At 69.9% G+C, this 12,634-nt stretch carries 10 protein-coding genes; 1 reads left to right on the forward strand and 9 read right to left on the reverse strand.

Going from position 1 to position 12,634, the window contains the following annotated elements:
* Positions 1-142: 142 nt before the first annotated feature.
* Positions 143-652 (forward strand): hypothetical protein, encoded by a 510-nt coding sequence (locus tag D7Y11_RS08545; protein WP_169819991.1) that lies wholly within the window; start codon positions 143-145, stop codon positions 650-652.
* 8 nt (positions 653-660) lie between these two features.
* Here D7Y11_RS08545 and D7Y11_RS08550 read toward each other — a convergent pair whose 3' ends face one another.
* The 9 genes from D7Y11_RS08550 to D7Y11_RS08590 all read right to left on the reverse strand — a co-directional run bounded on the left by D7Y11_RS08550 (position 661) and on the right by D7Y11_RS08590 (position 12,321).
* Positions 661-2,298 (reverse strand): carboxypeptidase regulatory-like domain-containing protein, encoded by a 1,638-nt coding sequence (locus tag D7Y11_RS08550; RefSeq protein ID WP_169819990.1) that lies wholly within the window; start codon positions 2,296-2,298, stop codon positions 661-663.
* The gene (locus tag D7Y11_RS08555; protein WP_120575373.1) at positions 2,295-2,879 is read right to left on the reverse strand and encodes a hypothetical protein; all 585 of its coding nucleotides are present in this window, start codon (positions 2,877-2,879) and stop codon (positions 2,295-2,297) included. Before D7Y11_RS08555 ends, D7Y11_RS08550 begins: the two co-directional genes overlap by 4 nt.
* Before the next feature lie 19 nt (positions 2,880-2,898).
* A complete protein-coding gene (locus D7Y11_RS08560; RefSeq protein WP_120575374.1) occupies positions 2,899-4,800 on the reverse strand; it encodes a sigma 54-interacting transcriptional regulator in 1,902 nt (633 codons plus the stop codon).
* A 22-nt stretch (positions 4,801-4,822) separates the two neighbouring features.
* Positions 4,823-5,821 (reverse strand): hypothetical protein, encoded by a 999-nt coding sequence (locus tag D7Y11_RS08565; protein ID WP_120575375.1) that lies wholly within the window; start codon positions 5,819-5,821, stop codon positions 4,823-4,825.
* Positions 5,818-7,797: a serine/threonine-protein kinase gene (locus tag D7Y11_RS08570; protein WP_126933441.1), complete on the reverse strand. Its 1,980-nt coding sequence runs from the start codon at positions 7,795-7,797 to the stop codon at positions 5,818-5,820. Before D7Y11_RS08570 ends, D7Y11_RS08565 begins: the two co-directional genes overlap by 4 nt.
* Positions 7,798-7,820: 23 nt before the next feature.
* Complete coding sequence (locus D7Y11_RS08575) at positions 7,821-8,918, reverse strand: 6-phosphofructokinase (protein WP_120575377.1); 1,098 nt, start codon at positions 8,916-8,918, stop codon at positions 7,821-7,823.
* A gap of 154 nt (positions 8,919-9,072) precedes the next feature.
* Entirely contained in the window at positions 9,073-9,552 is a 480-nt protein-coding gene (locus D7Y11_RS08580; RefSeq protein ID WP_120575378.1) for a hypothetical protein, read from the reverse strand.
* Between the two features lie 76 nt (positions 9,553-9,628).
* Complete coding sequence (locus D7Y11_RS08585; RefSeq protein ID WP_158641907.1) at positions 9,629-10,636, reverse strand: CPBP family intramembrane glutamic endopeptidase; 1,008 nt, start codon at positions 10,634-10,636, stop codon at positions 9,629-9,631.
* 83 nt (positions 10,637-10,719) lie between these two features.
* Positions 10,720-12,321, reverse strand: a complete 1,602-nt coding sequence (locus D7Y11_RS08590) for an MBL fold metallo-hydrolase (protein WP_126933443.1) — start codon at positions 12,319-12,321, stop codon at positions 10,720-10,722.
* Positions 12,322-12,634 lie beyond the last annotated feature (313 nt).

Here is a 12,634-nt window from a genome sequence, read left to right on the forward strand (position 1 = left end):
CCCCAGGCCGCTCCGGCCGTGGCCGCCCCCGCCGCGGGTCCGTAGTCCCCACACCGCCGCCGTCCGGGCAGGGTTCGCCTTCCGGACGGTGTGCAAGGGAAGCATTGCCACCCGGGGTCCAGGGTCGTAAGACCTGGGCCCCGTGTCCGCTCCCGACTCGCAGAAAGACGCCCGCTTCCGCCGCTACCGTGGCGCCGCGTACGCGGTCCACATCACGCTGGCCACGCTGGTCTCGCTGTGGATGATCTGGAACGTGGGGCACTCCGTCGCGGCGATGACGCCCGCGAGGCCCCCGGCCGTGACGCCACCGCTCACCGTGCGCGAATGCCTGGACGCCGCGGACGCGCACTGGAAGGACCTGGAGTCCGAGCGCGAGAAGCTCGTGCACGTCCTCCCCGCCCGTAAGGTCGACCAGGAGTGGATGCGCTTCCGCACGGACTGGCTGACGCGCGTGCGCAAGTCCGAGTCCGAGTGCGCCCTGGAGTCGAGGGATCCGGCGCGCGTGGAGCTGCGCTCGGTGTACCGCCACCTCACGCGGGTGCAGGACCTCTACACCATCCACGCGGTGCAGTACGCGGGCGAGGTGGGCGGCGCGGTGGACGCGCTGCACGCCGCCTTCGACACCGCGCGCCGCAAGGACAGCGGCCGGTAGTCACTGCTTCAGCGCGTGGGCAGCACGGTGGAGTAGCGCCCCGTGCTGTCGGACACTGTCTGCGCCAGCAGGATGGACTCCGGCCGTCCTCCCACCGTCACCACGCGGAAGAAGCGCACGGAAGCGTTCGCCCCGATTCCGTCCGGCGCCAGCGCGGGGTCTGGGGGCAGGGTGATGCGGCCGCTCAACGAACGGCCCCGTGACAGCGTGAAGGCCGCCAGCGTCATCACCTCTGAATCGGCGGTGCCGGCCGGCACGGTGACGAAGCGGCTGACGCGCGGCAGGTTCTCCCCAGGAAGGAAGTCCAGCCGGTACTCGCCCGGGTCCAGGGCCAGCGCGAAGTTGCCGTCGCTGTTGGTGGTGAGGGGCGACTCGAAGCCCAGGGGCGGCTGCGGATAGCCTTCGAGCGCCCCCACCGGCTCCACCACGACGCGCACGCCCGACGCGGGGCCGGTGCCCTCCGGGTTCTTCACGCTGCCCACCACCGTCATGCGCTCCGGGCACGTCACGTCTGGCAGCACCGTGTCCACCGCCGCCACCGCCACCTGCTGGGGCGTCAGCCGCGAGGACGAGCTGGGCGGCGGGACGATGACCAGCGTGAGCGGGGACTCCGCGACGCCGGGCAGGGACGTGAGCTGGTAGCGCCCCTGCGCGTCCGTCAGCACCGGCACGCCCTTGAAGGTGCCGCCGCCGGCCACGCGGCCCTGGAGCGACACGCGCGCGCCAGCCATGGGCGTCTGGCCGTTCATCTCCAGCACGCGGCCCTCCACCGTCACGGCCGCGCCGGGGTCGCCCAGCTCCAGCGGGATGGGGAGGATGGTGGACGGATCCACCACGAAGGTCTTCCAGGGCACCAGATCCCCGGCGTTCACGGGCGTCGCGCGCACGAGCACCGTGGCGCGTCTTGCGTCATCCGCGCCCAGCACCAACTGGAACGCGCCCGTGTCGCGGGCCACGCGGGCGCGTTGGGACAGCGGGCGCAGGGACTCATCCAGCACCTGTACCTCCATGTCCGCGTCCACCCGCTTCGAACCCTGGAGCATCAGCGTCCCCGTCACCGTCACCACGCGCGACGCGGTGGGCAGGTCGAAGGCCACCATGCCGCCCGAGGAAGGGTCCACGAAGGCGTCGCGCGACAGCGGCGGCAGGGACGGGTCCACCGGCGTGAGCGTCACGGTGTACTGGCCACTGCCCACGGGCAGCACCCACGCGCCGTCGTCCGGGGTGAGCGTCGTCTCATAGCGCCGTGCCACGCCCGGGATGAGGCGGCTGTCGCCCGTGGCCAGCAGGTGGATGGGGGCGCGGTAGGGGACGGGCGCCGTGCCACCGTCCTCCGTGGCGGTGGTGCCGCTCGTGACGGTGCCCGTCAGGCGCACGGGGCTGAAGAGCTCCAGGTTCTGCTCCGCCCGCAGCCGGTCCACCGGGAAGTCCTGCGCGAGCAGGCCCGCCTTGGGATGGGGCTGCACCTCCACGACGATGTCGCCGCCGGGGTTGCCGCAGCCATCCACGAAGCACACCTGGCCGGCGGCGCACTCCGCGTCGGAGCGGCACACCAGCTGCTCCGGGGGCGGCTCGTCATCCAGGAAGCCGCACCCGGCCCCGGTCAGCCCGAGCGCCAGCGCCAGGGCCCGGAGCGCGCGCCTCACTGGCAGTCCCCCGCCACGGTGTTCACCACCCACGCGTACGAGGTGACGAAGCCCGGGTTCTTCACCACGCCGCCGTCCGCGAGGATGACTTCGTCCGGAGGATCCGGCTGGCGGTTGGTGAGGTGCCGGTCGGTGACGAACGCCTCGATCAGGTGGATGCCCGGCGGGGCCAGCGGGTTGTTGGCCGAGCGCAGGTCCATGCGCAGCGTGCCGCGGTCGTCACGGCGGGGCTGGCCGGTGTTGGCGAGGACGATCTGCCGGTAGTAGCCCGTGGGGTTGGACGGGTTGTAGTCCACGTACCACTCCACGGTGATGCGGTCGTCGACGTCCAGGTCCTCCACCACCACGTTGAAGTCCTGGGTGCAGCTGCCCACGCCGAAGGCGCGCAGGATGCGCTCGGAGGGCTCCACCTGCTCCTCCACGATGCGGGGCGGGCGGTTCCTGAACTCGGGCAGGCTCTCCAGCAGCGCCACGTCCTGGGGGATGAGGCACCCGGAGCCCGTCGCGAGCGCCGCGAGCCCCAGGGCCGTCACCAACGGCTGGAGGATGCCCCGGGACTGTCGCGTCGCGTGACGGTGCATGGCGTGGCTTGGAGGAACGCTATAGCAGTTCCTCGTTCTCCTCGGGAGGAAGCGGACCGCCCGTCTTCTCCGCCTCCAGTTTCTCCAGGTGGCGGAAGATGGTGCGGGGATCCACCCCCAGGTCCTTGGCCGTCTTGGTGCGGTTGCCGTTGTTCCGGGCCAGGACCTCGTTGATGTAACGCTTCTGGAACTCTTCCTTCGCCTGGAGCAGCGGCATGATGGGCTCCAGGTTCTCCGGCTTGAGGTCCAGGTCGTCCGCGCCGAGCAGCGGCTTGTCCGCCAGCACCACCGCCTTCTTCAGGCGGTTCTCCAGCTCCCGGATGTTGCCCGGCCAGCCGTACTTCTTCATCGACACGGCGGCCGCGGGCGTGAAGCCGCGCGCCTTGGAGTTGAACTCGCGCGCGTACTTCTGGAGGAAGAAGCGGCCCAGGACGATGACGTCCTCGCCGCGCTCGCGCAGGGGCGGCAGCTTCACGGTGACGACGTTGAGCCGGTAGTAGAGGTCCTCGCGGAACGTGTTCCGCTTCACCTCGTCTTCAAGAATCTTGTTCGTCGCGGCCACCACGCGGATGTCCACCGGCTCGCCGCGGTTCTCACCGACCTTGTAGACAATCTTGTCCTGGAGCGCGCGCAGCAGCTTCACCTGGAGCTGGAGCGGCATCTCGCCGATCTCGTCCAGGAAGAGCGTGCCGCCGATGGCTGCCTGGAACTTGCCGGGCCGCGTGGCCACCGCGCCGGTGAAGGCGCCCTTGGCGTGGCCGAACAGCTCGCTCTCCAGCAGGTTCTCCGGGATGGCGCCGCAGTTCACCGTGATGAACGGACCCTTGGTGCGCGGCGAGCGGCGGTGGACCTCCCGGGCGATGAGCTCCTTGCCCGTGCCCGTCTCTCCCGTAATCAGCACGGAGATGTCCGTGGGCGCGATCTTGTCGATGCGCTTGTACACGTCCCGCATGCCCTGGCACGCGCCCACGATGTCGCCGTAGCGCTGGTCCTCCAGCTTGCGGCGCAGCTCCGTGTTGTCGAGCTTGAGGTCGTTCACGAGCAGCGCGTTCTGCAAGAGCAGGGACGCCTGCGCCGCGAACACGGTGAGCATGTCCATGCTCTTGGGCTCGAAGCGGTTCACCAGTCGATCGTTGCCCACGTAGAGCACGCCGAACAGGTCGCCCTTGTGCATCACCGGCACGCACATGACGGAGTGGACCTTGAGGTTCACCACGGACTCGCTGGCCTTGAACTCCGGCGCGTCCAGCGCGTCCGCGACGATGATGGCCTTCTGGTCCTTCACCACCTTGGCGATGATGGAGTCGGACAGCTTCTCCACCGCGTCCTCGATGTTCTCCCGGGCCACGTTGCGCGCGGCCTTCACGCGCGGCTCGCCGCTCTCCATCAGGATGAGGAAGCCCTTGTCGGCGCGGGTGACCTCGATGGCCTCGTCCAGCAGGCTCTCCAGGATGCGGTCCACGTCGTAGCTGCCGAAGAGCCGCTCGCTGAACGCGGTGAGCCGCTTGAGCAGCACCAGCTCGCGGCCCACCACGCCGGGTAGCTCCGCCGTGTGCGAATCAGACGAGGCCGTGGCGGCGGAGGGGAGGAGGGACACCTCCCGCTCGGGCACCTCGCGGCGCACGGGCTCGCGGGGGGCGTCCTCGCGGGAGAAGGTCAGCTCGGTGCCGCCAACCTTGACCACGTCACCGGTGGCGAGCGCGTGATTGTCGCGCCGCTTGCCGTTGACGTGGAAGGTGGCGCCCAGGCTGCCGACTTCGTAGCGGGAGCCGTCGAAGGTGACGTGCAGGGCGTTGGAGGGGACGCTGGCGTCCTCCAGTGGCACGTCGTTGTCGGATCCCCGCCCCAGGCTGGTGATGCGCTTGAGCAGGGAGACCGTGCGGACCTTTCCATCGGGGGTGCGAACGGTGAGGCTGGCCATGGGCGGACTTTGGGGTTCGGGGCTAGAACGTGAGAGAGAAGCCGGCGCCCAGCCCACCCTTGGTGGAGTACAGCCGCACGCGCGGCGGCGCGGCCTGGGAGACGGTAGGAGAGGGCTTCGGTTCGGGGCGGGACTCGACGGTGGTGCTGCTCACCACCTGGTCCTCGTGGTGGTAGACGGCGTCCACCACGCCCAGGGTGTAGACGGTGTAGAAGCCGGTGGCGGACGCGAGCTTGAGCAGCTGCCAGGTGTCCGCCTGCCGGGCGCGGTCCGTGGGGATGTAGCGCACCGGAATGGACGCGCGGCCGTCCTCGTCCAGCACGTTGTCCAGGTTGATGAGCCGCTCCTCGAAGAGCGAATCGTACGCGAAGAACGCGATGATGCTGGTGATGGCCAGCACGCCTTCCGTCGCGGCGAAGGCGATGCCCATGCCGTTGCGGCCCTGCTGGAACTGGCCGGCGCCGAAGGGGACGAAGTTGACCAGGAAGTTGTGCTTCTCCACGGTGCGCACGGTGACCTGACGGGCCAGCTCCTCCGCGCGGCGGCGCTGCGTCTCCAGGGCGACGCGCTCCTGTTCCCGGCGCTCCTGTTCGGTCTTCTCTCGCTCCAGGCGCAGGCGCTGCTCCTGCCGAAGGAAATCGCGCTCGCCGGACATCTGGTTCTTGAGGTCCTCGAAGTAGGCGACGGCCGGGGGCGGGACGACGAAGGGGTCCAGGCTGAAGTCGGGATCCAACCGGAGCACGGCGCGCAGGTGGCGCTCGGCGTCGTCCGTCTTGTTGAGGTTGAAGGCGGACAGGCCCGCGAGCTTGTGCAGCTCCACCAGGTCCTCCTCCGGCAGGTCGCCCCGGTCGATGCGCTGACCGGCGCGCTCCAGCACCTCCGCGTACTTGCCGTATTCGAACGACGAGCGCAGCGCGGCGACCTCCGGATCCGCGCCCATGGGCGCCTGGGCGCGCGCGGACGCGGGGCCGAGCAGGGCGGCCAGCAGGAGGACGACGAGAAGCAGCGGGCCTCGGCTCATTCGGGCGCCAGGCTCCCGCGCAGGGTGGTGGGCTTGCCGGGCTCCAGCAGGACGACGCGCTTCTCGGTCTTGTAGCCGGGGGAGGAGATCTCCACCTCCACGCGGTGCTGGAAGCTGGCGGGGCCTCGGGGGGAGCGGATGTCGAAGGGGTGCTGGAGGCTGTCGTTCGCGGCGCGCTCCACGTCGCCCACGCGCACGGTGGCGTCCGGCGGCTGGTAGTCCATGGCCAGCTGCGAGGCCTTCAGCAAGGCGCGCAGGCGGAAGACGTTCTCGCGGTCCGGCTTCACGTCGATGGTCTCCGTGGCGTCCTCGCAGTAGTCGCAGGAGACGATGACGGTGTGCTCGCCAGGGGACAGCTGCACGTCGTGCTGCGCGAGCTGCTTCGTGCCCGCGGGGCCGCCGTCCACGCGGATGGAGCCGTAGGGGCGCACGAGGATGGACACGGGGAGCTTGCCGTTGCGCGCGGGCTTGGAGTCGTCCTGCGGGTCGAGGCTGGCGACCACCGTGGGGCGCGAGGACGTGCGATCTGGAGGGGAGGGGACGCGAGGGTTGAGGTCGGTATCCCGGCCAGGCGTGCCCGTGCCACCCGAGCCCTGCGCACCGTTGGGTCGCGAGCCCGTGGCCTGCGTGCCCTGAGGGGTGCCCGTGCGATCGGGCGAACCCGCCGTGCCGCCCGTGCCCTGCGAGCCTTGGACCGCGCCCGTGCCTTGCGTGCCCGTGGAGGCGCCCGTCGTTCCGCCAGCCGTGGGCTGGGAACCCGAGGCCTTCGAGCCCTCGGTGCGTGGATCCGTCGTCTGCACCTTCGGCGTCTCGGGCGCGCTCGCGTTCATCCGGTACAGCTGCCAGCCGCCCAGACCCAACGCGAGCGCCACGCCCGCCGCGATGCCCGCGCGGATGCCGCGCCTGCGCCACGTGCGCCGCCGCTGCTGACGCTGGATGCCCTTGAGCAACCCCAGCGCCCGTTCATTCGTCGCGTCCAGCGCGAGCACGTGGTTGAGACACGCCAGTGCGCGCGGCGTCCGCTTCTCCGCCAGCTGCCGCTCCCCACGCTCCAGCAGCGCCGCGACGATGCGCTGGCGCGCGAGCCGCTGGTACGACGGCGGATCCGCGAAGAACGAAATCAGCTCCTCGCCCACGCGGGAGAAGCCCAGCCCCGCGAGCGCATCCGCCAGCGCGTCGCGCAGCTTCCCCGCGTTCGGGTAGCGCCGCGCGGGGTCGCGCTGGAGGCACGTCGCGCAGATCTCCGCCAGTTCATCCGACAGCGCGGGCACGCGGCGGCGAGGGTCTTCATACGCCCCATCCAGGATGCGCTTGAGCGTCGCCGTGGTGTTCGACGCGGTGAAGGGCAGGCGGCCCGTCATCAGTGCGTAGAACATGATCCCCAGGCTGAAGACGTCCGCCTCAGGCCCGGCCTCCAGGCCCTCGATGATCTCCGGCGACATGTGCGCGGGCGAACCCACCAGCGCGCCGGTCACCGTCATCCGGTCCTCGATGTCCAGCAGCCGCGCGATGCCGAAGTCCATGAGCTTGAGGACCCCGTCCTCGCGCACCATGACGTTCTCAGGCTTCAGGTCGCGGTGGATGACGCCCGCTTCGTGCGCGTGCGCCAGCGCCGCCGCCAGCTCGTGGATGATCATCGCCGCCAGCTCCGGCGGCTCCAGCGGGCCTTCATCCAGGTACGTCTTGAGCGTCCGGCCGCGGATGTACTCGGTGACGATGAAGGCGTCGTGCGCCTCCGCCGAGGAGAAGTCGAACACCTCCAGGATGTTGGGGTGGTGCAGCTTCGCCACCGCGCGGGCCTCGCGCGCCAGGCGGCGGCGCGACTCGTCCTTGCCGGCCAGGTGCGGGTGCAGCACCTTCACCGCGACCTCGCGGTCAAGGGCCGTGTCCAGGCCCTTGTACACGACGCTCATGCCCCCGGAGCCCAGCTCCTCCAGGATGCGATAGCGACCGATATGGCGGCCGACGAGCGTCATGGCGTGCGGTGCGCGCTCTCCCCTCAGTCCCCGAACCCGATGCCCATGCTCCGCGCGAACCGCACCAGGTCTCCCTGGACGTCCACGCGTCGCTCCTTGCGAGACTCACTCAGCGGCACGGGAACGACTTCGTTGTTCCGAAGCGCCACCATGTGCCCCCACTGGTTGTCCCGCACCAGGTCCAGCACCTTGCATCCGTAGCGCGTGGCCAGCACCCGGTCCGCCGCGCTCGGGCTGCCGCCGCGCTGCAGGTGGCCCAGCACGGTGACGCGGATCTCCGCCGCGATGTGGCTCGCCAGCAGATCCGCGCACACCTTGCCGGAGCCGCCCAGCCGCACCACGCCCCGCCCCGGGATGTCCGCGGCCTCCGCCAGCACGGACAGCGCGCCACCCTCCGGATACGCGCCTTCGGAGATGGCGATGATGGAGAAGCTGCGCCGCCGCGTGGCCCGCCGCTTCAGCGTCTCCAGCATGGACTCCACGCGGTACGGAATCTCCGGGATGAGGATGAGGTCCGCGCCGCCAGCGATGCCGCTCTCCAGCGTGAGGAAGCCCGCGTGGCGGCCCATGATCTCCACCACCATCACGCGGTCATGCGCCTCCGCGGTGGAGTGCAGCCGGTCCAGCGCCTCCGTGACGATGAGCCGCGCGGTGTCGAACCCGAACGTCTGGTCCGTGCCGGACAAGTCATTGTCGATGGTCTTCGGACACCCGACGACCTTCAGCCCCTTCTCCGCCAGCTGGTGCGCGATGGACAGCGTGCCGTCCCCGCCAATCGCGACCAGTCCGTCCAGCCGCAACTCCTCGCAGCGGCGCAGGACCGAATCCGACACGTCCCGATCCACCCAGGCATCACCCTCACGCACCGGATAGGAGAACGGGTTCGCCTTGTTGGACGTGCCGAGGATGGTGCCGCCCTTGGGCAGGATGCCGCGCGTGTCCTCCACACCGAGCGGGCGGACGAGCTCCGGCTCCACCAGGCCCATGTAGCCATTCTCGATGCCGACGAACGAGTGGCCGAACTCGTGCACGCCTCGACGGACGAGGCCACGGATGAGCGCATTGAGTCCCGGGCAGTCGCCACCGCCGGTGAGGACGCCGAGTCGAAGAGGTCGAGCCATAGGATCGTAGGAAGTCGGACGCGGGTGTCAGTAGGAACGGGCGGCACTATGACAGCAACGTCGGTGCGGATTGTAGGTGCCACCCCAGGGGGGTGCAACGCGCGAATCAGCGGTTGCGTCGGATCCGCGCTCGCCGGGACGCGGGGGCGGCCCCTCAGTCGCGCTTGAGGCGACGCCGGGAGGCCAGCCGGTCCAGGAGGGCCTGGAGGCGATCCTCCTTCTGTGGCGGAAGGGCCCGGTCCGTGGGGGACTGCACTGGCATCTCGCGGGCCATCCGGTACAGCTCCTCCAGCCGCTCCAGCACCAGTTCGTTGCCGGGGCGCTCCTGAAGTGCCCGGCGGTACGCGGCGGCGGCGCCCACATAGTCACCCAACGTGAAGAGTCGCTCGCCCTCCTGCATGGGCGACGGCGGGCCCAGCGGGAGGCGCTGGGGTTCGCGCACGCGGTTCTTCAGGTGCTGCAGCTCCTCCGGCTGGAGGCTGTCGCGCAGCTGGGCCAGCCTGGCGGCCAGGCTCTCTTCGCGCGGAAAGGCGGCCAGGAGGTGCTCGAAGAGCTCGAACGCCTCCGCCAGCTCGCCCCGGCGCAGGGCGCGGTCGGCACGTGCTTCCATGTCGGCCCGGACGGCAGGGGTCATCTCGCGCGGGAGAGTAACTGTTGCCCGCCCGGGATGTCACATGCGGAAAAGCCTGCGCTCGCCAGGCCGCAAGGCCTCAGGCAGGCGTCGCGGAGGACTCCGGCAATACCGCGCTTTCCGTGGTCCGGGCGCTCCGCTTCCAATGGCGGAAGAGCCACACGGCCACCAGCCCGTGGAGCAGGAGCCCGAAGACGCCCTCTCCGTTGAAGACCCAGACCTGACCGCCGAAGAGCCCCGGCCGGCCGTTGTAGACGCTGCCGAAGAGCAGCGGGTTGATGATGTTCCAGCTGATGTGGAAGAGGGCGGGCGGCCAGATGGAGCGCGACGCCATGTAGAGCTGCGCGAACACCACCGCGGCCACGGCGATGGACAGGAGGAACGTCACGTTCTGCCCCACGTGCCCGCGCTGCGTGGAGGAGAAGATGAGGGGCAGGTGGAACGCGGCCCACACCGGCATGGTGATGGCCGCGGCCAGCGCCGGCCGGTGCATCCACCAGCGCACCAGCGTCCCGCGCCAGCCCACCTCTTCACCCAGCTCGCTGGGGACGCCGAAGCCCACGACGGGCCCCCACACCAGCGCGGCCAGGCCGAACCGCAGCCAGCGCCAGCGCTCGGGCAGCTTCGCGCCCAGCTTCTCCACCCAGCGCCAGCGCACGGACGCGGCGGCCAGCCACCACGTCACCGTCAGCGCCCAGAACAGGAGGATCATCACCGGCACCGTCGCCACGCCCGTCACTCCGAACGGACCCTTGAGCAGCTGCGGCTGGAACGTGATGAAGGACGCGTCCCCGGTCGCGAACCGGATCGCGTAGGCCAGCGGCGCGATGAAAGCGCCGTACGCCAGCGGCAGCGCCAGCCCCAGGAACCACCACTTCCAACCGGGGAAGGAGAAGCCCACCGCGGAAGGGGGCTCGCGCCGGAAGAACCACGAACACGCGAGGCCCACGATGCCCGGCACGCACATCATCCAGCGCATCAGCCACACGGACTTCTCGCCGCCCGCGATGAACGCCACGGCCATCGTCCAGCTCACCGCGAGCGTCACCGCGATGAACGTGAGGGTTTCTTTCCGGGGATTCCTCATGTTCCCGAGCATACCGGTTGGGCTCGTCCCGTCGAGCCCTACTCACGGGGGGGCGGCCAGGCCGCCCAGCGCCCGCGTGCGAATCAGCCCTTGAGGTGGACCTGCCGCGCGCCCTCGAGTCGTTCGGCCTGGAGGCCGCGCTCGCGAGCGGTGGAGAGCAGCAGATCCGACTCCTTCATGCGGGGCGTCTCCGGCGTGGCGGCGGGCCCGATGATGTGCTCCATCCAGGGCTCCAGGCCCATGGCGTAGTTGAAGATCCGCTTGGCGCCCACGAGCTCCAGCAGGCGCAGGCCTTCGGCGGAGTTGCTGCCGCGGCACCGGCGGTTCTTCTCCAGCTTGCGGTCGCGCTTCTTGGGGAAGAAGCCCTCCAGCATCCAGGTGTGCGGCGCGCCGACGATCTCCGTGTTCATGAAGACCGAGTGCAGATCGCCCACCGTGCTGCGCAGGTCGCGGTACGTCGTCTCGTCCACGCACATGGAGTCGGCGGCGAAGAACAGGCGATCCTCGCCGGTGCGGATGATCCACGCGGACTTGGCGTGGGCCACGTCGCCGTGCTCGCCCATGAACGGCGCGGCGATGATCTCGCCGTCCGGGATGGGCAGGGATTCGTAGAAGTAGGGCTCCAGCACGTTCTTGAAGCCGAGCGCCTTGCCCAACAGCCGCGGCGAGTAGTCACCCGCCAGGGCGCCGCTGGCGCGCGGCACCATCAGCGTGCCGATGCGGTGGCGCAGGCGCAGCAGCGTTTCGATGTCCAGGTGGTCCGGGTGGCTGTGGGTGATGACCACGTAGTCGATGCGGCGGGGCAGGTCCGCGAAGGACATGCGCTCCAGCGGGCCCATCTTCTCCGGCCGCACCGGCACCACCGCGTCGATGAGGATGGACGTGCCCTTCCACTCCACCAGCACGCACGCGTGGCCCACGTAGCGGATGCGCACCCCCGGCCCGTTCCAGGTCTCGGGAAGGGTCTGCGTCGCCTCCGTGAGCAGGGGCATCAGGTCCGCGTCGGACTTCACCGCGTCGCCCAGCAGGTCGCGGATCCACTCCAGCGGCTTGGGCTCCACGTCCAGGCTGAAGAGCTTGTCCAGGCGCTCGTCGTGGAAGGGCACCTTCCAGTCCAGCTGCCCCGCCTCCATCAGGCGCGGCGTGGTGAGCAGCGAGTCGCGCTCCGCGTCCGCCTTCAGCCGGCGGAGCCGCATCGACTGGAGCTCCGTCTTGTGGTGAGGGCCGCGGTACAGCAGGCCTTCGTGCACGCGCATCGACGGGCGGTTCACGTAGTCGTAGACCAGCTCCACCTTGCCCTTGAGCACGTCCGGCAGCCGCGAATACAGCGGCTCCAGGGACTGGCCCTTGGCCTCCGCCAGCAGCTGCGTCTGGAACTCGTCGAACGCCTCCGCCAGCTTGATGTTGTCCTCCTGCGCGGTGGTCATCCGCTGCATGAGCGCGCGCACCTCTTCCGCGCGCTCCGGCGCGATGCCCACGAAGGAGCTGCCGCTCAGCTCCGGATCCTTCGCTGCCTTCGCGTGGAAGTCCGGCGTCTGCAGGTAGGCCTTCAGCAGCGGCAGCAGATAGGCCTGCAGATGCAGGCTCGCGGGCATGGGCGCCACCGTCATCCACCAGGCCTGGAAGTCCTGGACGAGCGGTTCAACGAGAGTGGCGTCCGCGAGGCGATACAGGGGAGCAGTCATGGTGTGCGATCAGGGAGTCCCCGCACCCGCACTCGATTCACGGCGGTTCGAAGAAGGGAACTCGCGGAGTCAAGGGAGGGCGGAGTGAGTGCTGAAGACCAGGAAGCAGGGCTGACGAGCGAATGTGAGCGATTCGAGCAATTTGTTCAAGTTCAGTAGAACCCATTCCTAGTGGTATTCTCGTATCCAGTTCTGCTCCCCCGGACACATTGCAAGGGCGCCTGTGTCACGCACATCGTGCGTGTGCGTCGCACAGGAAGTCGGCCCACTGAAGCCTTTGCGGTGATCTCCGGCTTTCCACATGGGTTCTTCC

It is taken from the genome of Corallococcus sp. AB018, assembly GCF_003986945.1.
GTDB lineage: Bacteria > Myxococcota > Myxococcia > Myxococcales > Myxococcaceae > Corallococcus > Corallococcus exiguus.

What these genes read in the sequence shown, in the direction of transcription:
- D7Y11_RS08555 (WP_120575373.1), bottom strand. Translation starts at nt 2,879, where the DNA reads ATGCACCGTCACGCGACGCGACAGTCCCGGGGCATCCTCCAGCCGTTG.
- D7Y11_RS08560 (WP_120575374.1), bottom strand. Translation starts at nt 4,800, where the DNA reads ATGGCCAGCCTCACCGTTCGCACCCCCGATGGAAAGGTCCGCACGGTC.
- D7Y11_RS08565 (WP_120575375.1), bottom strand. Translation starts at nt 5,821, where the DNA reads ATGAGCCGAGGCCCGCTGCTTCTCGTCGTCCTCCTGCTGGCCGCCCTG.
- D7Y11_RS08570 (WP_126933441.1), bottom strand. Translation starts at nt 7,797, where the DNA reads ATGACGCTCGTCGGCCGCCATATCGGTCGCTATCGCATCCTGGAGGAG.
- D7Y11_RS08575 (WP_120575377.1), bottom strand. Translation starts at nt 8,918, where the DNA reads ATGGCTCGACCTCTTCGACTCGGCGTCCTCACCGGCGGTGGCGACTGC.
- D7Y11_RS08580 (WP_120575378.1), bottom strand. Translation starts at nt 9,552, where the DNA reads ATGACCCCTGCCGTCCGGGCCGACATGGAAGCACGTGCCGACCGCGCC.
- D7Y11_RS08585 (WP_158641907.1), bottom strand. Translation starts at nt 10,636, where the DNA reads ATGAGGAATCCCCGGAAAGAAACCCTCACGTTCATCGCGGTGACGCTC.
- D7Y11_RS08590 (WP_126933443.1), bottom strand. Translation starts at nt 12,321, where the DNA reads ATGACTGCTCCCCTGTATCGCCTCGCGGACGCCACTCTCGTTGAACCG.